This window comes from Allobranchiibius sp. GilTou38, from assembly GCF_017565325.1.
GTDB lineage: Bacteria > Actinomycetota > Actinomycetes > Actinomycetales > Dermatophilaceae > Allobranchiibius > Allobranchiibius huperziae.
Map to the genome: position 1 here is coordinate 175,297 of NZ_JAGEKN010000005.1, position 21,590 is coordinate 196,886.

Genomic DNA, 21,590 nt, shown 5'->3' on the forward strand with positions numbered 1-21,590 from the left:
CGCCGCGAACACGACGCGCAGGGGCGGCGATTCAGGCCGCCGCCGCGGCAGCGGCAGCCGTCGGCAGCGCCGCGAGTACGGCGTCGACGGCCTCGTCGTCGTGCGAGGCGCTGACGAACCACGACTCGAACGCGCTCGGCGGAAGATGCACGCCCTGCTGCAGCATCGAGTGGAAGAACCGCCCGAACGCGGCCGTGTCCTGATCGCGCGCATCGTCGTAGTCACGCACCGGCTCGTCGCGGAAGAACACGTTGAACATCGAGCCGGCGCAGCCGATCACGTGCGGCACTCCGGCGGCGCTGAGCGCCTCGGTGGCGCCTGTGATCAGCGCGTCGCTGACCTCCATGAGGCGGTCGTAGACAGCCGGGGTGCACCCGCGCAGGGTCGCGAGGCCGGCGGCCGTCGCGACGGGGTTCCCCGACAGCGTGCCCGCCTGGTAGACCGGCCCGTCCGGTGCGAGCCGGCTCATCAGCTCGGCCGACCCGCCGAACGCCGCCGCCGGGAAGCCGCCGCCCATCACCTTGCCGAAGGTGAACAGATCCGGTGCGCCGCCCTCGGGCTCGCCCTCCAGGCCATACCAGCCGGCGGTCGAGCAGCGGAAGCCGGTCATCACCTCGTCGCTGATCAGCAGCGCCCCGTGCTCCCGGGTGATCCGCCGCAGCGCAGCAGTGAACCCGGGCTCCGGCGGCACCACGCCCATGTTGCCGGCGGCTGCCTCGGTGATGACACAGGCGATCTCGTCGCCGTGCTCCGCGAACGCCGCCTCGACGGCGGACACGTCGTTGTAGGGCAACACGATGGTCTCGTGCGCACTGGACACCGGCACTCCGGCCGAGTCCGGCAGCGCGAACGTCGCCAGCCCGCTGCCGGCCGCGGCCAGCAGCGCGTCGACGTGGCCGTGGTAGCAGCCGGCGAACTTCACGACCTTGCTGCGGCCGGTCGCGCCGCGCGCGAGGCGCAGCGCGCTCATCGTCGCCTCCGTGCCGGAGCTCACCAGGCGCACCTGCTCCAGCGGCGCGACCCGGTCGACGATCTCGGCGGCGAGCAGGACCTCGTTCTCGCTCGGCGTGCCGAAGGAGAACCCCTTGGCCGCCGCGTCCCGCACGGCCTGCTCGACGTCCGGGTGGGCGTGCCCGAGGATCATCGGACCCCACGAGCAGATGAGGTCGACGTAGCGGTTGCCGTCGACGTCCGTGAGCCAGGGACCCGTGCCGGACGCCATGAAACGCGGTGTGCCGCCTACGGATCGGAAGGCTCGGACCGGCGAGTTCACCCCGCCGGGGATCACTGTGCGCGCGGTGCGCATCAACTCGTCGGACCGGGTGGTGGGCTGTGCAGCAGGCATGTCGCCATCCTCGCAGGCGCCGCGCAGTCCGGCTCGGCCCCCACCACCAGGCACGACGGAGGGACGTGGACCACTGCGTCTACGTGGCCGGTTTACGTCTGCGGCCAGTGCTGCAGCACTGGCCGAGAACGCAGACCGCACACCCCGACACACAGCGACGCGTTGCCGCGGTCGGGCAGCTGACGGTCAGGCGACCTCGGTGTCCTTGCCGGTCAGATGCCGGCGTACGGCGTCCATCGCCTCGCCCAGCACCTCCAGGTCGTGAACGCCGATCTGCTCGATGAAGTGCTCGCGCACCCCCTGCACGTGCAGGCGTGCGGCGCGGCGCACGGTGTCCCAGCCGGGCACGGTGAGGGAGAGGACCACACCGCGACGATCCTCGGGCGCGTCACTGCGCACGACCCACCCGCGACGTTCCAGACGGTTGGCGGTGTGGGTGACCCGGCTGCGGGACTGGATGATCAGGTCGGCGAGCTGACTCATCCGCATCGATCCCTCGGGGGCCTCCGAGAGCATCGACAGCAGCTCGTACTCCGCGAACGAGAGCCCGGCGCCCTGCAACTCGGTGTCCAGGCGCACTTCGAGGGCGCGGCTGGCACGTAGATAGGCGCGCCAGGCGTGCTGCTGTTCCTTGGTCAGCCAGACCTGGTCGGTGGCTGTCACGGACGCCCGCTCATGGCAGCCGAGCCTACCGCCGACCGACCTTCTCAGATGGTGGCTCGCAGGATCGTGGCGACCTCGACGGCGTAGTAGGTGAGGATGATCGACGCACCCGCGCGTTTGATGGACGTGAGCGTCTCCAGCATCATCCGGTCCCGGTCGATCCAGCCGTTGGCGCCGGCCGCCTCGATCATCGCGAACTCACCGCTCACCTGGTAGGCGGCGACGGGGACGTCGACCTCACCGGCGACGGCGTGCAGCACGTCGAGGTAGGGCAGCGCCGGTTTGATCATCACGATGTCGGCGTCCTGCGCCAGGTCGAGAGAGACCTCGCGCAGCGACTCGGTGAAGTTGGCCGGGTCCTGCTGGTAGGTCGCGCGGTCACCCTGCAGGGCCGAGTCGACGGCCTCGCGGAACGGCCCATACGCCGCTGAGGCGTACTTGGCGGCGTACGCCAGGATGATCGTGTCGGTGAAGCCCGCCTCCTCCAGGGCCGCGCGGCACGCGGCGACCTGGCCGTCCATCATCCCGGACAACCCCAGCACGTGGGCGCCCGCGCGGGCCTGCGCCAGCGCCATCTGCGCGTAGAGCTCCAGGGTGGCGTCGTTGTCGACGCGACCACGGTCGTCGAGCACTCCGCAGTGCCCGTGGGAGGTGAACTCGTCGAGGCACAGGTCGGACATCAGGACCGTGCTGTCACCCAGCTCGTCGCGCAGGCGGCGCAGCGCGACATTGAGAATGCCGTCCGGATCCGTTGCGCCCGAACCGATCTCGTCGCGGTGCTCGGGCACTCCGTAGATCATCAACCCGCCGACGCCGGCCGCGACCGCGTCCCGTGCCGCGACCACGAGGGAGTCCAGACTGTGCTGCAGCACGCCCGGCATCGAGGCGAGCGGGACCGCGTCGGTCAGGCCCTCTTTGACGAACATCGGCAGCACCAGATCGGCCGGGTGCAGCCGCGTCTGTGCCACCAGCCGCCGGACCGCGGGGGTCTGGCGGAGCCTGCGCGGGCGGTGCTCCATCAGGCCTTGGCCTTGCGCCGCGCCGCCGTACGCCGCTCGCTCGGACGGCGTACGTCGTCGCCCGCCTCGGCGGCGGACAGCGCGAGGCCGCGGCCGTAGTCGGCCAGGGCGTCGACCAGTGACGCGGCGGACGGCTCGGCGGCCAGGACGTCGACCCGCAGGCCGTGCTCCTCGGCGGTCTTCGCGGTCGCCGGGCCGATACACGCCACCACGGTGGACGTGTGCGGCTTGCCCGCGATGCCCACCAGGTTGCGCACGGTGGAGCTGGAGGTAAAGAGCACCGCGTCGAATCGACCGGACTTGATCGCCTCGCGCACCTGCGGAGCCGGCGGAGCGGCGCGCACCGTGCGGTAGGCCGTCACGTCGTCGACCTCCCAGCCCATCTCCTGCAGGCCGGCCACCAGCGTGTCGGTGGCGATGTCGGCGCGCGGCAGGAAGACCCGGTTGATCGGGTCGAGCAGGTCGTCGTACTCCGGCCAGCCCGCGAGCAGTCCCTTGGCCGACTGCTCACCGTCCGGCACCAGGTCCGGCTCCAGTCCCCACTCGCGCAGGGCATCGGCCGTGACTCCCCCGACGGCGGCGATCTTCAGCCCGGCGAACGCGCGGGCGTCCAGACCGAACTCGGCGAACTTCTCCTTGACCGCACGCACCGCGTTCGCCGAGGTGAAGCCGATCCACTCGTAGCGACCGGTGACCAGGCCCTTGATGGCCCGCTCCATCTGCTGCGGGGTGCGCGGCGGCTCGACGCTGATGGTCGGCACCACATCGCTGGCCGCACCGAACGACGCCAGCCGCTCGGTCATCGTGCCGGCCTGCTCCTTCGTGCGCGGCACGAGGACGTTCCAGCCGAAGAGCGGCTTGTTCTCCCACCAGGACAGCTGGTCGCGCAGCGCCACGGTGCCGCCCACGACCGCGACGGTCGGCGCGTGCACCTTGTCGGCGCGGATCGCATCGGCCGCATCGGCGAGGGTGGTGACCTGGGTGGCCTGCTCGATCAGGGTGCCCTGCGAGGTGAGCGCGACACCGGTGTCGCCGTCCCGCCCGGCCGCGAGCAACCGGCCCAGCGCGTCGGCGATGTTCTCGGTGGCACCGAGCAGCACGACGGTCGTGTCGTCGCCGGCGGAGCGCTCCCACGCGACCTTGCTGTCACCGGCACTGATGACGTGCACAGCACGAGTCGCGTTGTTGGTCAACGGGATTCCGGCGTACGACGGCACCGCGGACACCGCGCTGACGCCGGGCACGATCTCGAAGGGGATGCCGGCCTTGCGCAGGGCGACCGCCTCTTCGGCCAGACCGTTGAACATCGCGGGGTCGCCGTCCATCAGGCGGACCACCAGGGTCTCCTCGGAGGACGGGTCGCTCGGCGACGCCTGTTTCGCGGCGCGCACGACGAGCTTCGCGCGGGAGGCGTGGGTCAGCGGCTGGCCGGCCTCGCCGTGCCCGGCGTCGACGATCTCGACGTCGGCGCGGGCGTAGGGCGCGACGAAGTCCTCGCGCGCGATCCGGTCGATCACGATGACGTCGGCGCGACGCAGCAGGCTGACGGCCCGCGTGGTCAGCAGTCCGTGGTCGCCGGGGCCCGAGCCGACGAAGGCGACGGTGGGCAGGGCCTTCACGGCCTTGGCGCCCTTCGCCGTGCCGCTCTTGCGATTCGATGCAGTGGTGGTGCTCACGATTCACGCTCCGCAGCGTTTGTTGGGACGAGGTCTTCGGGGTGGGTGGGGAACGCATCCGGTTTCGGAGGCGCCCCTGGAGGTATGACGTCGGCGGCACCGTCCTGGAGCAACAGCTGTGCCAGTTCGATACCCAGCCGGGGGGCGGCCTCAATCGGGCCGGTGACGGATCGACGCAGTTCGAAACCGCCGTCCTTGCTGCCGACGAACGCGCGCAACGAGATCGTCAGAGAACCGTCGAGCTCCTCGACGACCTCGGCCAGCGCCCCGATCGGCGACGAGCAGCCCGCTTCCAGCGCACCGAGCAGCGCGCGTTCGGCAGTGACCGCGGCACGGGTGTCGGGGTCGTCCAGGGGCGCGAGCGCCGCGCGCAGCTCCGTGGCGTCCTCGCGGACCTCGAGCGCCAGCGCGCCCTGACCGGGAGCCGGCAGCATCTGCAACGGGTCGAGGACCTCGGTGATCGCCGCGGTGCGACCGATCCGTGCCAGCCCGGCGCGCGCGAGGACGACGGCGTCGACCGTGCCGCTGGTCACCAGCGACATGCGTGTGTCGATGTTGCCGCGGATCCCGCGCACGGCGAGCCCGAGCCCGAGGGCGTTCAGCTGAGCGGCCCGCCGAGGCGAACCGGTGCCGACGACAGCGTCCTGGGGCAGTTCGGCGAGCGTGAGTCCGTCGCGGGCGACGATCGCGTCGCGGGGATCCTCACGGGACGGGATGGCGGCGAGCACCAGGCCCGGTTCCGGCTGCACCGGCAGGTCCTTCAGCGAGTGGACCGCGAGGTCGACCTCGCCGGCGAGCAGCGCGTGGCGGATCGCGGCGGCGAACACGCCTGTGCCGCCCATGGTCTCCAGAGGTCCGCGATTGGTGTCGCCCTCGGTGGTGATCATCACCAGCTCCACCTCGTGGCCGCGGTCGCGCAGCAACTGCGCCACGCTCTCGCTCTGGGTGGTCGCGAGCGCACTGCGCCGGGTGCCGAGTCGCACCATCATCGGCGATCACCGTCCGACAGCCGCGGGACCCGCGAGACGCGGGCCTCGTGCGGGTCGAGGTCGAAAAGGGTGCGCAGCAGTGCGGCGTAGTCCTGTCCGTGCTCCTCACCGGCGAGCTGCTTCATCCGGACCGTGGGCGTGTGCAGGATCTTCTCCGTCACCCGGTGCAGGGTCTGGCGCACCTGCGCCGCCTGCGCATCGGTCAGCTGCAGGCGACCGACCAGCCGGTCCATCTCCGCGTCGACGACGTCCGCGGCGCGCACCCGCAGCGCGGAGACGGTCGGCACGACCGCGGCCGAGCGGCGCAGCACCAGGAACTCCGCGACCTCGGCGGTGACCAGGTCCTGTACGACGCGCAGCGAGTCGCGCTGCGGGCCGTCGGCGGTGGTCCGGGCGCCGAGCTCCTCGAGCGTCACGAGCGTGACGCCGTCGAGCTCGCCGCACGCGGGGTCGATGTCGCGCGGCAGCGCAAGGTCGATCAGCACCATGTGCCGGGCGGGCGGGCTGTCGGCGGTCAGCAGGTGCGGCACCAGGATGTGGCCCACGGCACCGGTGCAGGAGATCACGATGTCGGCCCCGGCGAGGGCGTCGGTCAGCTGCGCCCAGGGTCGCGCGGTCGCTCCGGTCGCGGCGGCCAGTCGCTGCCCGTGCTCGGGCGTGCGGTTGACGATCGTGAGGCCGCCGACGCCGGCGCGGGTGAGGGTGTGGGCGGCGAGGGCGCTCATCGAACCGGCGCCGATGACGACCGCGGACTGCGCGGACAGTGCGCCGAGGTGCTCCTGCGCGATGCCCAGCGACTGCTCCACCAGCGATCGGCTGACGGTGTCGAGGTCGGTCTCGGCGTGCACCCGCTTGCCCACCCGCAGGGCGTGCTGCACCAGCTCGGACAGCGACGAGCCGAGTCGCCCGGCGTCCTGGGCGGCCCGCATCGAGGCGCGCAACTGACCCAGGATCTGGCTCTCGCCGATGGCCATCGAGTCCAGCCCCGCGGCGACGGAGAAGAGGTGGGCGACGGCCCGGTCCTCGAAGTGCACGTAGAGGTGGTCGCGCAGCGCGGGCAGCGGCATGCCGGTCACCGCGGCGAGCGTCTCGCTGATCGAGGTGACCGCACCATGGAAGGTGCCGACCTCGGCGTACAGCTCGGTGCGGTTGCAGGTCGACAGCACGAGCAGCTCGCTGACGTGCTCGTTGCCGACCAGGGACTCCCCGATCCGGTCCTGCTGTACGTCGTTCAGGACGACGCGCTCCAGCGTGGCGATGTCGGCGGTGCGGTGGGAGATGCCGATGACGATGACGCTCATCCGCTGGCCTCGATCCCGTCGGCGCCGAGGCGGGCGTCGTCCTTGCCGCGCTGCTCGTGGAAGGCCAGGATCTGCAGCTCGGTGGCCAGGTCGACCTTGCGCACCTGGGTGTGGGCCGGGACGTTCAGCACGCCGGGCGCGAAGTTGAGGATGGAGCGCACGCCGAGGGCCACGACGGCGTCGGCGACCTCCTGGGCGGCGACCGGCGGCGTGGAGATGACGGCGATGACCTGCTCGGTCACGCTAGCTGCGAACTGCTCGAAGTCCACGACCTGCATGCCGGCGATCGTGGTGCCCACCACGGCGGGGTCGCGGTCGACGAGCCACTGCACCTTGAAGCCGCGGGTGGCGAAACCGCTGTACGCCGCGAGCGCGTGCCCGAGGTTGCCCATCCCGATGATCGCGACCGACCAGGGGTGCTGCAGGCCGAGCTGGCGGGTGATCTCGCTGGCCAGCCGCTCCACGTCGTAGCCGACGCCGCGCACGCCGTACGAGCCGAGGTAGGACAGGTCCTTGCGCAGACCGGCCGAGCGGACGCCGGCGATGGTCGCGAGCTCCTCGGAGGACACGACCTCCACGCCGGCGGACACGAGGGGGTGCAGAGCACGCAGATAGCCCGGAAGTCGAGCTACCGTCGCGTCCGGGATGTCCCGCCGCGTCATGGGGTCGGTCGTCAAGGGCGCTCGACTCCTCCCGAGGTCGGCAGGCCCTATATCAAACGCCTGCGCAGAGGAAGTAATACCCCCTGACCATAAGACTTTGTGAAGGCATGCACAAAATCGCTCTGAAGCGCTGAAAGTGCTAGGCGGTACTACACCTGCTGCATCTCGCGAACGTTCGGGCGAAGAGTCGGGGGCTCAGGCCAGGGCGGCGCGCAGCCGCTTCTCGTCGACCCGCCAATAGTCGTGCTGGGCGCCGTCCACGAGCGTGACGGGGATCTGTTCGGCGTACTGCTCGCGCAACGCCGGATCGTCGAGGATGGAGACCTCCACCCACCCGACGCCGGTGTCGGCCGCGACCGCGGCGATGACCGTGCGGGCCTCATCACAGAGGTGGCACCCCGGCTTGCTGATGAGGGTGATGCGCGGCTCGTCGTTCACCAGAAGACCGAACGTCGTTGCAGCAGCAGCGAGTAGAGCGTCTGCTGGATGGTCTCGCGCACCTGGTCGGTCAGATCGAAGACCAGCATGGGGTCGTCGGCGGCCGCCGGCTCGAAGCTGTCGGTCGGGATGGGCGCGCCGAATTCGATGATCCACTTGCTGGGCAACGGGAGCAGACCGAGCGGGCCGAGCCAGGGGAAGGTCGGCGTCAGCGGGAAGTAGGGGAAGCCGAAGAGTCGGGCCAGGCTCTTGGCGTTGCCCAGCAGCGGGAAGATCTCCTCGGCGCCCACGATCGAGCACGGGATGATCGGCACGCCGGTGCGCAGCGCCGCGCTGACGAACCCGCCGCGACCGAAGCGCTGCAGCCGGTAGCGCTCTCCGAACGGCTTGCCGACGCCCTTGAAGCCCTCGGGGCAGACGAAGACCAGCTCGCCGGCGCGCAGCAGCCGCTCGGCGTCGGCGTTCGCCGCCAGCGTCGATCCGGACTTGCGCGCCAGATCGCCGAGCACCGGGGACTGGAAGACCAGGTCCGCACCGAGCGCACGCGCGTACCGGTGGCCGGGCGTCTCGTCGTGGATGGCGACCTGGACCATCAGCCCGTCGACCGGCACCGTGCCGGAGTGGTTGGACACCACCAGCGCGCCGCCCTCGAGCGGAAGGTTCTCGATGCCGCGCACCTCGACGCGGAACCAGCGCTTGTAGAGGGGCCGCAGCAGCGGCAGCCACACCTCGTCGGTGAACTCCTGGTCGAAGCCGAAGTCGTCGACCTCGTACTCCCCGGTGATGCGGCGCCGCAGGAACGCGAGCGCCTTGGTGATCCGCCGGTCCAGGTCGTCACCGGAGAGCCCTGCCGCCGAGCCGGCGATCCGCAGGGTGCGCACCAGCAGCTTGACGATCGACTCGATGTCGTACGGCGATCCGCTCGGCTCGGGTGCCGGTGCGGGGTCGGGCACGACGCGCAGCGGTCGGTCGGCGCGCGCGCCGGCGAACGCGGCGCGGGGCGGACGCTTGCGCGCGCCCGTCGCGTCGGATCCGGTGGTCTTGTCAGGCATGGGCTCCCCCTGCTCGCAGCAGCGCCGACACTCGGTTGTCGCCGCCGAAGACGTCGGTGAATGCTTCGCGTGTGGTGCGCTCGGGGGTGTAACCGAGCGATGTACGTAGCGCTGTGGTGTCCATCCCCCGCCCGAAGCAGAGCAGGTCCATCTGCTCCGCGGAGAAGTTGCCGACCCGGGCGCGGGAGGTGAACTGCTGAACGAGCGGCCCGGCCTGCGCGAGCACCGGAAGTGTCGGGCGACCGGCGATGCGGGCGGCCTGGTGCACGGTGAGCACCCCGTCGCCGGCGACGTTGATGACGCCCGTGCAGTCCTCGCGCAAGGTGGCGGCGTGGATGGAGCCGATCGCGTCGTCCAGGTGCAGCACCTGGAACCTGCCGTCGAATCCCAACGGCACGGGGATGACCGGCAGGTGGAAGAGGTCGGAGAAGGTGGTGCGCAGCCCGGGGCCGACGACGTTGGCCATCCGCAGCATGCACACGTCGACGTCGGGGCGGCGGCGGCCGAAGCCGCGTACGTAGGTCTCGACCTCGACGGAGTCCTTGCCGAAACCGCGCGGCGGGGTGCGCCGCGCCGTCATGTCCTCGGTGAACATCGCGGGGTCGCGCGGCGAGCTGCCGTAGACCGCGGAGGACGACTTGACGACGAGCCGTCGCAGCGAGGGCGCCTTCTGGCACGCAGCGAGCAGCTGCATCGTGCCGATGACGTTGATCTCCTTCTGCGTCGTGCGCCCGCCCGCCTGCCGCGGCGTGGTGATCACGCCCAGGTGCACGACGGTGTCGACGTTCTCCTGCTTGATGATCTTGCCGATGATCGGGTTGCGGATGTCGGCACGGACGAACTCCGCGTGGCCGATGTCATGGGCAGGGCGTACGACGTCGACGGCCAGCACCCGCTCGATCCGCGGGTCGGTCGACAGGGCCCGCGCGGCGAGTCCGCCGACGAAACGCGAGACCCCGGTGACGAGCACGGTCGTAGCCATCGGGTTCCCTCTCGCGGGTGCGGATGATCGCTGTGCGCAGATCGTACGACGAAGCCCCCGCCCGCCACGGCTCACGCCAGGCGACAGGGGCCTTCGTAGGTCTTACTGCTACTTCTTGTTACGACGCTGGTGTCGCGTCTTGCGCAGCAGCTTGCGGTGCTTCTTCTTCGCCATCCGCTTGCGGCGCTTCTTGACTACTGAACCCATGCGTGAACGCTGTCCTTCGATGATCGGAAATTTCAGAAAGGCTGCCAGTCAGGCTACGGCATGCCGGGGATGCGGCCGAATCAACCGTCTCCCCGCACCGGCCGGGCGGATTCAGGCGGTGCCCATGTAGGACTGGCTGAGGTACTCGGTCACGGCGGTCTCGGGCACCCGGAACGAGCGTCCCACCCGAACGGCCTCGAGCTCGCCGCTGTGCACCAGTCGGTAGACCGTCATCTTCGACACCCGCATGATGGTGGCCACCTCGGCGACGGTCATGAAGGTGACCTCGCCCACGTGCGTCTCGTGCGGCATGGTGGGGCCTCTATTTTCTGTGCGGTCCGCAACGGATGGTCTTTTCAGCAGGCCAGGAGTGCGGGTCGGCTGGTGCTGAAATGCACCCTAGAGGTTGAACGCATCCTGTGTGAAGTTTGAGACTAAAATGTCCACTCGACACGCCGTACGAGCGTGTTTTTCCTCCTGCCCGGTGACGCGTGCGCCAACGCCCACAACGGGCCACGCGGCACCCTTGCAGCGACGACCCCACCGGATCAGCGCCCACAACGGACCGCGCGGAGCCCTTGCGGCGAGCTCAGTCGAACCAGACGTCGAGCCCGTGCTCGGGGAAGACCGCCTCACGGGTGGCGAGCACGCACTGGTCGACCCGATCGTTCGGGTCGGCGCCGGTGGCCCAGGACTTCCACCACACCCGATCGTGCTCGGCCACCCCGTCGCCCATCCGCGGCGGACCGGGCCGCCCACAGGTCATCCGTGCGTAGTCGTGCCAGGCCGCCGGGATGGCCGTGTCCAGCGGGATCGGTGCGTGCGCGGCGATCGCGAGCAGGTGGGTCCACGTGCGCGGGACGACGTCGACGATCTCGTATCCGCCGCCGCCGAGTGCCACCCAGCGACCGTCGGCCACCTCATGGGCCAGGTCGTGCATCGACTCGGCCGCGGTCCGCTGCGCGTCCACCGACAGGCGCAGGTGCGCCAGCGGGTCCAGATAGTGGGAGTCGCAGCCGTGCTGGGTGACCAGCACCTGCGGGGCGAACGCGCGCAGCAGACCGGGTACGACGGCGTGCAGCGCCCGCAGCCAGGCCGCGTCGCCCACTCCGGGCGGCAGCGCGATGTTTGCGGCGCCGCCGAGCGCGCCCGGGCCGCCGATGTCGGCCGGATCGCCGGTGCCCGGGAAGAGAGTGCGCGGGCCCTCATGGATGGAGATGGTGAGCACCCGCGGGTCGTCCCAGAAGACCTTCTCGACGCCGTCGCCGTGGTGCACGTCGAGGTCGACGTACGCGACCCGCTGAGCGCCGGCCCGCAGCATCGACTCGATCCCGATGGCCACGTCGTTGTAGACGCAGAATCCGGACGCGTTTCCGGGCATCGCGTGGTGCATGCCGCCGGCGAAGTTGACGCCGTGCGACACCTCACCGGACCACACCGCGTCGCAGATGTCGCGGGTGCCGGCCGCGATGAGCGCGGACGCCTCGTGCATCCCGAGGAACGCCGGGTCGTCGGTCGTGCCGAGCCCGTACGTCGTATCGGCCAGCTCGGGGTCGGCGGATGCGACGCGCACGGCCTCGACGTACGCCGCGTCGTGCACCGTGCGGATCAGGTCCTCGGTCGGGTCCGAGGGCCCCGTGACCTGGACACCCGGGGCATCGAAGACGCCGTACTCACGCGCCAGTACGGCGGTCAACGCGAGCCGCCGCGGGTCCATCGGGTGGTGATCGCCGAAGTCGTACCGGGTCAGCCGTTCGTCCCAGACGATCCGGGTCGAGGCGGTCATCGGCTCGTCATCAACGGTCCCGCGTCACAGCACCGAGCTCGGCACCGAGCCGGGGTCCTCGCCGAGGGAGTAGACCATCGCCATCTCGTCCTCGGGGACGTCCGACTCCTCCTGGGTGGAGGGTGTGCCCTCGGGCACGCCGGTGACCTTCATCGGTCGCCGCGCGTCGGTGGGACGGAAGCCGAAGCTGCTCGCGAACGCGACGCCCCGGCCGTTGTCGGTGCCCACCCAGTAGACGACGAACTGGAAGGAGTCGGTGCCGGCCTGCTCGACGCCCGCCTGCACGAGTTGCCAGGCGACGCCCTGACCACGCAGGTCGGGCTTGACCCAGAGGCCGAAGAGCTCGCAGCTGCGGGGGTCCTCCGCGGGCGACCGCCCGACGGACACGACGCCCACGACGTCGTCGCCGCGCTCGGCGATCAACCGGCGGGAGCGGACCAGACGACGTCGCCAGAAGGCGTCGTCGAACTGTCGTTCCTGCGCGACGCTGGCCGCGAAGGCGTCGGGGCTGTCGGACAGTGCAGCCAGCCGTACGTCACGGTAGATCTGCCAGTCCTGCTCCCCGAGAGCACGAACCGTGATGTCAGTCATGCGGGTACTCTCGCACGGCCATCGCGCCCGGGGGTAGCTGCGTCCACCCCTCGCGGCTCACTCCCCTGCGGCCAGCTGGGCCGAGCGCCGTGCCGCCGCCTCGATCGCGGTGAGGAACGCCGCGCGGACCTTGTGGTCGTCCAGTTCGCGCAGTGCGGCCATCGTGGTGCCACCCGGACTGGAGACCTGCTCGCGCAGCACCGTGGGGTGCTCGCCGGTCTCCTTCAGCATGGTCGCGGCTCCGTAGAGGGTCTGCACGACCAGCTCGGTCGAGGTGGCGCGCGGCATCCCCAGCAGCACGCCGGCCTCGATCATGGCCTCGACGACGTAGAAGATGTACGCCGGCCCGCTGCCGCTGATTGCGGTCACCGCGTCGAGGTGGTGCTCCGGCAGCGCGACGACCCTGCCGCAGGCCTGCAGCAGCCCGGTCGCTGTGGCCAGCTGGTCGGCATCGCAGTTCGCGCCGGGGCTCACCGCGGACATGCCCTGATCGACCAGGGCCGGGGTGTTGGGCATCACCCTGGCGACCGAGGTGCCCTCGGGCAGCTGCGCCTCCAGGAACGCCGTGGTGATACCTGCCGCGAGGGAGACCACGAGCGTGCTGTCGCCGACCGCGCCGGAGATCTCCTGCACCAGCGCGCGCATGTCCTGCGGCTTGACCGCGAGCACGAGGGTCGCCGCCTGGGCTGCGGCCTCCGCGGCGGGACGCGCCCGGACGGCGTACTTGTCCTCCAGGTGCGCGAGCCGCTCGGGACTGCGGTCGCTGATCAGGACCGTGGCGGCATCGCGTCCGCCGCGCAGCCAGCCCGAGAGCAGCGCCTCGCCCATCACCCCGGCGCCCAGGATGGCAACGGTGTCGGCGCGCGACACGGTCATCCCCTGCTGATGAGGGAGCGGGCGAAGAACATCGCGTTCGCCGGCCGTTCGGCCATCCGGCGGACGAGGTAGCCGTACCACTGGTCGCCGTACGGCACGTAGATGCGCATCTGGTGGCCGGCGTCGGACAGTCGCTGCTGCTCGTCGGGGCGGATGCCGTAGAGCATCTGGTACTCGAAGGAGTCCGAGGCACGCAGGCAACGGTCGGCCAGCGACCCGGCGATCTGGATGAGCCGGGGGTCGTGGCTGGCGACCATCGGGTAGCCGTCGCCGTGCATGAGCACCTTGAGGCACCGCACGTAGGACAGGTCGACGTGCGCCTTGTCGAGGTAGGCGACGCTGCCCGGCTCGTCGTAGGCGCCCTTGCACAGCCGGATCCGGCTGCCGGCGGTCGCGAGGTCGCGGCAGTCGGCCTCGGTACGCCGCAGGTAGGCCTGCAGGACCGCGCCCACCCAGGGGAAGTCGGCGCGCAGCTCGCGCACGCCCTCGAGGGTGTCGTCGGTGGTGGTGTGGTCCTCCATGTCGATGGTGACCGTCGTGCCCGCGGCGGCCGCGGCCGCGCAGATCTCCCGCGCGTGGTCCACCGCGATCTTGTGCCCGTCGTGCGGCAGCGCCTGCCCGATGGCGCTCAGCTTGACGCTGACCTCCACGCCGCCGCGCTCGGTGAGCCCGGCGTCACTCAGCGCCCGCAGGACGTCGAGGTAGGCGTCGCGGGTGTGCCGTGCTCCTTCGAGATCCGTGCAGTCCTCGCCGAGGAAGTCCAGGGTGCCGAGCAGTCCCTGCCCGTGCAGTCCGGTCGTCGCCTCGACGGCGTCTGAGGTGCCCTCGCCGGCGACGTAGCGGCGTACGACGTCCCGGCTGACGGGCGCGTTCTGCACGACCCGCCGCACCTTGTCGTTACGGGACAGGCCGAGCAGGCCTGCGCGCAGTGCTGCGCTGGGGTCCAACACGATTGATCTCCTCGATTTACGCGAGCCGGCTGATCTCCACGGTCACGAACATCTTGCTGCCCGGGGTGCCGGTGAAGATGCCCCGCAGGGGCACGACATCTGAATGGTCGCGACCTTGCGCCACTTCAATGTAGAAGTCGTCGGGGACCACTCCTGCACTCGGGTCGACCGCGGTCCATGCGCCGTCCCACCACTGGATCCATGCGTGTGACACACCGGTGACGTTCGCACCGACCGGCGCGTCCCGGTCGGGGAAGACGTAGCCGGTGACGAACCTGGCCGGGATGCCCTGCGAACGCAGGGCGCCCAGGGCGAGGTGAGCGAAGTCCTGGCAGGCGCCCTGGGCGTCGTCCCAGGCACCGGCGCAGCGTGCGTAGACCGTGCGCCGTCCCGCGATGTAGTCCAGCCGTTCGCGGATGGCGGCGATGACGTCGGTGAGGAAGACCGCAGGAGTCGGAGCGTTCTCGCGCACCCGCGCGACGACCTCCTCGAAGGCGGGGCCGAGCGCCGTCCGCGGGACGATGCGCAGCACCTCCTCGAACTCGTCGCGCACCGAGGGGTCCGCGTACTGCTCCCAGGTCATGCCCGCCGTCTCGGCGGGGTGGCGGTCGACCGTCACGGTGCTGATCGCGACGACCTTCAGCTCGTCGTGCGGTTCATGAAGCTCGAACGACGTGACGGTCGTGCCCCAGTAGTCGGTCCACTGCTCCATCCACGGCGTCGGCGTGACGTCGACGCGGGAGTGCAGCACGGTCTGGCGGGCGCTCGACAGCGGCGTCAGACGCGCCTCGTTGTAGGACTGCGTCGCCGGGCCGGTGTAGGTGTAGCCGGTGCGGTGCACCAGCCGCATGGTCACGCTCACAGGGCCTCCGTCAGCCACTCGGGCGCCACGACGCCCTCGAAATACCGCTTCGCGATCGCCTCGGTCGCATCGGCGCAGACGCGCTGCAGCTCCTCCATCTCCCGGGGCAGGTCGGTGACCAGGTCGGTCAGGGACAGGTAGGACAGTCGCGCGTGCGCCTGCCCGATGACCCGTGCCGCGTCGCCGCCGAAACCGACCCGCCTCGACCTCGGGTCCAGCTCCTCCAGGCAATGCCCGGCCTGCTCGAGCAGGTGGGAGATCGAGCGCGGGAAGAGCCGGTCGAGCAGCAGGAATTCCGCTGCGGCGCGCGGGGATTCGGTCACGCGGTAGACGCGGGTGAACGCGTGGGCGGCGCCGCACGAGCGCAGCGTGAGCGCCCAGGCGCCGTTCGGCCCGGACACGTAGTTGCCCATCGTGATCAGCCGCGCGGTCATGTCGATCCGCTCGATGCTGCGCCCGAGGACGATGAACTGCCAGCCGTCGTCGTGGCTCTGGGTGCTGTCCGCGAGCGCGGAGATCATGCTGGCCCGCTCGCGCACGAAGCGGAACGCGTCAGCGGGCCGCCGCTGCTGCAGTTGCCCCGCGAGCACCGCGTTGTAGGTGCTGTTGATGGCCTCCCACACTTCCGTGGAGACGACCTCCCGCGAGCGGCGCGCGTTCTCCCGGGCGGTCTCGATCGCGTATGCGATGGAGGGGGCGGCCGTGCGGTCCAGCAACAGGGTCTGCAGCAGCGTCCCGGCGTCCGGGGTGCCCTCGCCGTACGCGATGCCCATGGCAGCCATCACCGAACGGCAGGTGGCCTCCTCGTCGATGACCGGGTCCTCGATGAGCAGCTGCAGGTAGGTGTCGAGGATGCGCGCCGTGCACTCGGCGCGCTCGACGTAGCGGCCGATCCAGAAGAGCGCCTCGGCGATCCGACTCAACATCTAGCGCTCACCGCCGAACGACGTCCGGACCGCGGTCTGACTCTGGCTCTGCTCGCCACCGTGGCCGCTCGGGGGCGGTGCGGCGTCGTCGGCGCCCGATGCGCGCTCTGCGGCCCGCCCGGCCCGCAGGCTCGGGTGCACGACGGCGTCGTCGGCCGCGGGGGCCGGTGACGCCTCGGGAATGGCACCGCGATCGGCGGCCAGCACCCAGGTGTCCTTGGAACCGCCGCCCTGACTGGAGTTGACGATGAGCTCACCCTCCGGCAGGGCCACCCGGGTGAGGCCGCCGGGCAGCACCCAGACCTTCTCGCCGTCGTTGATCGCGAACGGCCGCAGGTCCACGTGCCGCGGCGCCATCGTGTCGCCGATCAGGGTCGGCACCGTGGACAGCTGGATCACCGGCTGCGCGATCCAGCCGCGCGGATCGGCGATCAGTCGCTTGCGCATCTCGTCCAACTGGGCCGCGGTGGCGCGCGGACCGATGATGATGCCCTTGCCGCCGGCGCCGTCGACGGGCTTGACCACCAGCTCCGCGAGTCGGTCGAGCACCTCGGCGCGGTGCTCCGCGTCCTCCATGCGCCAGGTGTCGACGTTGGGCAGGATCGGCTCCTGGCCCAGGTAGTAGCGGATGAGGTCGGGCACGTAGGTGTAGGTCAGCTTGTCGTCGGCGACCCCGTTGCCGACGCCGTTGGCGATCGTGACGTTGCCGGCCCGGGCGGCATTGAGCAGCCCGGGCACGCCGAGCATCGAATCCCTGCGGAAATGAACGGGATCCAGGAAGTCGTCGTCGACGCGTCGGTAGATCACGTCGACCGGTCGCAGGCCGTTCGTGGTTCGCACCAGCACCCGGCCGCCCTGGGCGACCAGGTCGCGGCCCTCCACGAGGCGGGTGCCCATCAGGCGGGCCAGCAGGGCGTGCTCGAAGTACGCGGCGTTGAAGGCCCCGGGTGTCAGCACGACGACCGTGGGGTCGGTGACACCGCTCGGCGCGCAGGCCCGCAGGCTGGCGAGCAGCTTCGCGGGATACTGCGAGACCGGCCGGATGCGGTGGTGCGCGAAGACCTCGGGCAGCGCCGTGGACATCGCGCGCCGGTTGGAGATGACGTAGGAGACCCCCGAAGGGATCCGGACGTTGTCCTCCAGTACCCGGAAGTCGCCGTTGCCGTCGCGCACCAGGTCGATGCCCGAGACGTGCACCCGGACGCCGTGCGGGTAGTTGATGCCCTTGGCGACGCGCAGGAAATGCGGGCTGCTCGTCACGACACGGCGCGGGATGACCCCGTCCCGGAAGACCTGCCCCTCGTCGTAGATGTCGGCGAGGAACGCCTCCAGAGCCCGGACTCGTTGGGCGACACCGGCTTCCACGTGCGACCAGGTCTGCGCCTCGATCAGCCGGGGCACGATGTCGATCGGGAACGGCCGCTCCTGGCCGCCGATGTCGAAGGTGACGCCCTGGTCGAGGTAGGAGTGGCCGAGATAGTCGGCGCGCGCCTGCACCTCCTGCATCGACAGACGCTGCATCTGACGCTGGATGCCCATGTAGTCGGGCCGGCAGCCGGTGCCGTCGTACATCTCGTCGAACGTGTCCGGCCCCGACCGGTATCCGCCGAAAACCTGACCCGAGGTGCCGCCCTGCGTCTGGCTCTGGCTCTGCGTCACGCCGTCACGTTATCGGCACCGTGTTGCATCCCTGTTTCGATCGGCCGCATCGATCCGCACGGAGGTCCGCGCAGGACGCGTCAACTCACGATGTCCTTGCGCTCGAAACGCCACCAGGCCAGGGCCAGGAAGACCGCCGAGTAGGTGAGGGCGACTCCGGTGCCGCGGATCATCCCGTCCCAGTTGACGCTCGGGCCGAGGGCGTCGAGCCAGGAGTACTGGAAGTGGGTGGGCAGGACGTTGCGGTAGGAGCCGAGGGCGGTGATGGCGTCCAGGATGTTGGAGACCACCACCAGCAGCACCGCGCCGCCGACCGCGCCGAGCGGAGCATCGGTCAGCACGCTCAGCAGGAAGGCCAGGGCGGCGACCAGCAGCGACTGCAGGCTCGCGTACGCGACCACGATCAGCAGCCGCTGCAGTCCGACACCGGTGCCGAACGAGCCGCCGAGGGGAGATTGCGCTGGCGCCCAGCCGAAGAACACCCCGCCGATCAGGAACGACCACACGGGCACCAGCAGGTTGGCGCCGAGGCTGAGGCTGAGCGCGACGGTCAGCTTCTGGCGCAGCAGCCGCGAGCGGGGCACCGGGATCGCGAGCAGATACCGCAGGGAGGACCAGCTGGCCTCGCTCGCCACCGTGTCGCCGCAGAAGAGGGCGACGATGACCACGAGCAGGAAGGCAGCAGAGGCGAACTCGGTGTAGAAGGCGAAGTTGGCGGCGCCTGCGCTGCCCAGAGTGATCAGGGCTGAGCCGGACGCGCCGGCCCCACCCCCGCCACGACCTCCGCCGGGGTTGTTGACCTTCAGCGCGATCGCCACGATCACCGGCAGGACGATGAGGAGCAGGGCCGCGAGCTGGGTACGACGGCGGCGCAGCTGGCGCACGAACTCCACCCGCAGCGACAGGGTGCGGCCGGGGCGGAACGCCGCGCGCTCGCCCGGCGGGAGCTCGGCCAGCCGGTCGTGGACACCGCGGCGGGTGGCGGCGATCTCGTTCATTCGTCCGCTCCGACCAGTTGCATGAAGACCTCTTCCAGCGAGTGTCTGGTGGCGACCTGCTGGGCCTCGATGCCGGCGTCCGCGAGCACCCGCACCGCACGTTCGGGATCGGCCACCCGCAGCCGGTCGGGTCCGGCGACCGCGCCGACGATCTCCACGACCGACCCGGCTGTGATCAGACGCCCGTTGTGCATCACCACGACGTGCGTGCAGGTCTGCTCGACCTCGTCGAGCAGGTGACTGGACAGGACCACGGTGCGCCCCGTCTCGGCGTACCGGCGCAGCACCTCGCGCATCTCGATGATCTGCGGCGGGTCCAGACCGTTGGCGGGCTCGTCGAGGATGAGGACCTCGGGAAGCCCGAGCATGGCCTGCGCGATCGCCAGGCGCTGGCGCATCCCCTGGCTGTAGGTCTTCACGCGGCGTTCGATGGAGGGTCCGAGCCCGGCGATCTCCAGCGCGGTCTCGAAGTCGGCGTCCTCCTCCGGACGGCCGGTCGCGGCCCAGAAGAGCCGCAGGTTGTCGCGGCCGGACAGATGCGGCAGCAGCCCAGGGCCCTCGATGAACGCGCCGGTGCGCGACAGCACTGCGGCGCCCGGTCCGATGAGCTCGCCGAAGAGCCGGATGGAGCCGGTGGTGGGCGCGATCAGCCCCATCAGGGTGCGCAGCAGGGTGGTCTTGCCCGCACCGTTGGGTCCGAGCAGCCCGACGACCTGTCCCTGCTGGACCGAGAAGGTGACGTCGTCGACGGCCCGGTAGCCGTCGGCGTACACCTTGCTCAGGTGCTCGATGCTCACCGGCACGTGCTGGAGCGCGGGCTCGAACGAGTGACGTCGGCGACGGCGTACGGCGGCGAACGCGACGCCGAGCAGGAAGAGCGCCATCGCGACGAGGCCGACGATCAACCAGGGCCACGGGTGGCCTGTCGCCTCGGTGCGGCCTACGGCGGTGGAGAGCCCAAGCTGGGGAGAGGCGAGCGCGACGTCGTAGCTGCGGGCGTCGGTGGGCAGCTGGTAGGCGAGGTCGGTCGTCGCGACCCGGACGACGACCCGGTGCCCTGCGGGCACCGACTGCACGATGCCCGGCAGCCGCACCGTGACCGTGGTCGGAACTCCCGGACGCAGGCCCGTCAACCGGATCGGGGCGACGAGACCGGAGGGCAGGGTGTCGCTGCCGTCAGGTGCGACGTCGTGCAGCGACGCGAAGAGGGTCGCGTCGGTGGTGGTCCGCGCCGTGATGCGCAGCTGGACGGTCGAGGAGCCCGCGACCAGCTCCGTCCTGGTGAGCGGCGCGGAGGAGAAGGATGCGAACTGGCCTGGTATCGAAGCCAGTTGGGTAGCCCCGGTCACTCCGGCGAGACCGGCTGCCTGGCCGAGCAGACCACCGAGGCCCGGGACCGCCGTGACTGCGGCGGGGTTTCCGCCCGCCGGGGCGAAGATCGTCCTCGAAGCACCGGACAGGGCGACCGGCACCTGCCGGCCGGCGCCGTACCCGCCCTCGATGCGGACGGTCTGGTCGATGCTCGAGCCGTCCTGCGACGACAGCGCCGCGCCGGTGAGGGACGCGGTGAACGACCGGTCGGGCACCCGCCCATGCTTCAGGATCGGGTCGAACCAGCTGCGCAGGAAGCCCACGAGCTGGGACGTCGAGGTGCCGCCGTCGTGACCTCCGCTGCGCCAGATCACCTTGGTGGGGGTCCCCGCGGCGGCGATGCCGCGGGCGTTGGCGTCGGCCTGGGACAGGTCGAAGAGCGAGTCCTGCTCGCCCTGGCTCAGCAGCGTGGGCGCCGTGATCCGGCTCAGGACCCGCGCGGGACTCGAGGCCCGCAGCAGGCTGAGGATCGTCGCATCGGGCCGGCCGGTGGCAGCTGCCTGTTGGTACGCCGCGCAGACATCGGCCGCGAACCGTCCGCAGCCGTTGCTGCTCGGCGTCCTGCCCGCCGCGGCGCCGAACAGCTGGCCCGCCCACAGCTTCTTGAAGACCCCGGGCGCGTGGCCCTGCGCGGCGTTGGGGAAGAGCGCCGTCGACAGGTCGTTCCAGGTGATGTCGGCGCCGACGGCGTCGATGCGGCGGTCGGTGCCGGCCAGCAGCAGCGCCAGTCCCCCGCCGTACGACGACCCGGCGACACCGATCCTCGGGTCGCCCGGGTGGTCCTTGATGACCTGCGGCATGGCGGCGAGGTAGGAGACGAGGAGTCGCGCGTCGGCGACCTCGTAGTCAGGTGCGTCGAGATGGATCAGACCGCCGGACCGTCCGAATCCTCTTGCCGTGTAGGCGAGTACGACGTAACCGTCCGCGGCGAGAGAGCGCGCTTCACCGGCCAGGTCGGTCTTGCTGCCGCCGAAGCCGTGTGCCAGCAGGATCGCCGGGGCCGGGGTCTTCGCAGGGAGGTAGACCGTGGTGTCGAGTCGCACCGGGGTGCCGCCCTCGGGCGTGCCGGTGACGAACTGCGACCGGGTGGCGATGTGCGGGCTGCCGGGTCTCAAGAGCGCGACCCCGCCGACGGCGAGAGCCAGGACCACGAACGCCGCCAGCAATCCGCGTACGGCGCGCGACCGCGGGATCCTGGTCCGCGGCAGCTTCATGCCTCCAGTAAAGACGGGCGGGC

21 protein-coding genes are annotated in these 21,590 nt (G+C 70.9%); all 21 read right to left on the minus strand.

The genetic code is table 11. The features are described from left to right. Positions 1-31: 31 nt before the first annotated feature. Complete coding sequence (hemL, locus tag JOB34_RS04270) at positions 32-1,345, minus strand: glutamate-1-semialdehyde 2,1-aminomutase (RefSeq protein WP_208051553.1); 1,314 nt, start codon at positions 1,343-1,345, stop codon at positions 32-34. Between the two features lie 186 nt (positions 1,346-1,531). Continuing rightward, a complete protein-coding gene (locus tag JOB34_RS04275) occupies positions 1,532-2,008 on the minus strand; it encodes a MarR family transcriptional regulator (protein ID WP_208051554.1) in 477 nt (158 codons plus the stop codon). A gap of 44 nt (positions 2,009-2,052) precedes the next feature. Further along, complete coding sequence (gene hemB / locus JOB34_RS04280; protein WP_208051555.1) at positions 2,053-3,027, minus strand: porphobilinogen synthase; 975 nt, start codon at positions 3,025-3,027, stop codon at positions 2,053-2,055. Further along, positions 3,027-4,646, minus strand: coding sequence for a bifunctional uroporphyrinogen-III C-methyltransferase/uroporphyrinogen-III synthase (locus JOB34_RS04285; RefSeq protein WP_208051698.1), 1,620 nt, complete (start codon positions 4,644-4,646; stop codon positions 3,027-3,029). The genes hemB and JOB34_RS04285 overlap by 1 nt, the downstream gene beginning before the upstream one ends. A 53-nt stretch (positions 4,647-4,699) precedes the next feature. After that, positions 4,700-5,692, minus strand: coding sequence for a hydroxymethylbilane synthase (gene hemC, locus JOB34_RS04290; protein WP_208051556.1), 993 nt, complete (start codon positions 5,690-5,692; stop codon positions 4,700-4,702). Next, the gene (locus JOB34_RS04295; protein ID WP_208051557.1) at positions 5,689-6,993 is read right to left on the minus strand and encodes a glutamyl-tRNA reductase; all 1,305 of its coding nucleotides are present in this window, start codon (positions 6,991-6,993) and stop codon (positions 5,689-5,691) included. The genes hemC and JOB34_RS04295 overlap by 4 nt, the downstream gene beginning before the upstream one ends. Next, positions 6,990-7,670 carry a redox-sensing transcriptional repressor Rex gene (locus JOB34_RS04300; RefSeq protein WP_218883514.1) on the minus strand — a complete coding sequence of 227 codons (681 nt, stop codon included), beginning with the start codon at positions 7,668-7,670 and terminating at the stop codon, positions 6,990-6,992. The genes JOB34_RS04295 and JOB34_RS04300 overlap by 4 nt, the downstream gene beginning before the upstream one ends. A 180-nt stretch (positions 7,671-7,850) precedes the next feature. Then, on the minus strand, positions 7,851-8,093 hold the full coding sequence (locus JOB34_RS04305) for a glutaredoxin family protein (RefSeq protein ID WP_347813714.1): 243 nt from the start codon (positions 8,091-8,093) through the stop codon (positions 7,851-7,853). Continuing rightward, entirely contained in the window at positions 8,090-9,145 is a 1,056-nt protein-coding gene (locus JOB34_RS04310; RefSeq protein ID WP_179478826.1) for a lysophospholipid acyltransferase family protein, read from the minus strand. Before JOB34_RS04310 ends, JOB34_RS04305 begins: the two co-directional genes overlap by 4 nt. Further along, positions 9,138-10,127 (minus strand): NAD-dependent epimerase/dehydratase family protein, encoded by a 990-nt coding sequence (locus JOB34_RS04315; RefSeq protein ID WP_208051558.1) that lies wholly within the window; start codon positions 10,125-10,127, stop codon positions 9,138-9,140. The genes JOB34_RS04310 and JOB34_RS04315 overlap by 8 nt, the downstream gene beginning before the upstream one ends. Before the next feature lie 108 nt (positions 10,128-10,235). Continuing rightward, on the minus strand, positions 10,236-10,334 hold the full coding sequence (locus tag JOB34_RS04320) for an AURKAIP1/COX24 domain-containing protein (RefSeq protein ID WP_082775156.1): 99 nt from the start codon (positions 10,332-10,334) through the stop codon (positions 10,236-10,238). 111 nt (positions 10,335-10,445) lie between these two features. Beyond that, positions 10,446-10,646: a helix-turn-helix domain-containing protein gene (locus JOB34_RS04325; RefSeq protein ID WP_179478822.1), complete on the minus strand. Its 201-nt coding sequence runs from the start codon at positions 10,644-10,646 to the stop codon at positions 10,446-10,448. Positions 10,647-10,923: 277 nt separating this feature from the next. Then, positions 10,924-12,120, minus strand: coding sequence for an acetoin utilization protein AcuC (locus tag JOB34_RS04330; protein ID WP_208051559.1), 1,197 nt, complete (start codon positions 12,118-12,120; stop codon positions 10,924-10,926). 24 nt (positions 12,121-12,144) lie between these two features. Continuing rightward, a complete protein-coding gene (locus JOB34_RS04335; protein ID WP_208051560.1) occupies positions 12,145-12,711 on the minus strand; it encodes a GNAT family N-acetyltransferase in 567 nt (188 codons plus the stop codon). A 57-nt stretch (positions 12,712-12,768) separates the two neighbouring features. Beyond that, positions 12,769-13,587, minus strand: coding sequence for a pyrroline-5-carboxylate reductase (gene proC, locus JOB34_RS04340; protein ID WP_208051561.1), 819 nt, complete (start codon positions 13,585-13,587; stop codon positions 12,769-12,771). After that, the gene (locus JOB34_RS04345) at positions 13,584-14,534 is read right to left on the minus strand and encodes a proline dehydrogenase family protein (protein ID WP_179483547.1); all 951 of its coding nucleotides are present in this window, start codon (positions 14,532-14,534) and stop codon (positions 13,584-13,586) included. The genes proC and JOB34_RS04345 overlap by 4 nt, the downstream gene beginning before the upstream one ends. A gap of 19 nt (positions 14,535-14,553) precedes the next feature. Continuing rightward, positions 14,554-15,399 (minus strand): transglutaminase family protein, encoded by an 846-nt coding sequence (locus JOB34_RS04350; protein WP_208051562.1) that lies wholly within the window; start codon positions 15,397-15,399, stop codon positions 14,554-14,556. Continuing rightward, the gene (locus JOB34_RS04355) at positions 15,396-16,325 is read right to left on the minus strand and encodes an alpha-E domain-containing protein (protein ID WP_179478812.1); all 930 of its coding nucleotides are present in this window, start codon (positions 16,323-16,325) and stop codon (positions 15,396-15,398) included. Before JOB34_RS04355 ends, JOB34_RS04350 begins: the two co-directional genes overlap by 4 nt. Further along, a complete protein-coding gene (locus JOB34_RS04360; protein ID WP_208051700.1) occupies positions 16,326-17,897 on the minus strand; it encodes a circularly permuted type 2 ATP-grasp protein in 1,572 nt (523 codons plus the stop codon). It abuts the gene before it with no gap. A 167-nt stretch (positions 17,898-18,064) separates the two neighbouring features. Continuing rightward, positions 18,065-18,982: an ABC transporter permease subunit gene (locus JOB34_RS04365; RefSeq protein WP_208051563.1), complete on the minus strand. Its 918-nt coding sequence runs from the start codon at positions 18,980-18,982 to the stop codon at positions 18,065-18,067. Continuing rightward, positions 18,979-21,567 (minus strand): alpha/beta fold hydrolase, encoded by a 2,589-nt coding sequence (locus JOB34_RS04370; protein ID WP_208051564.1) that lies wholly within the window; start codon positions 21,565-21,567, stop codon positions 18,979-18,981. The genes JOB34_RS04365 and JOB34_RS04370 overlap by 4 nt, the downstream gene beginning before the upstream one ends. Positions 21,568-21,590: the final 23 nt, after the last annotated feature.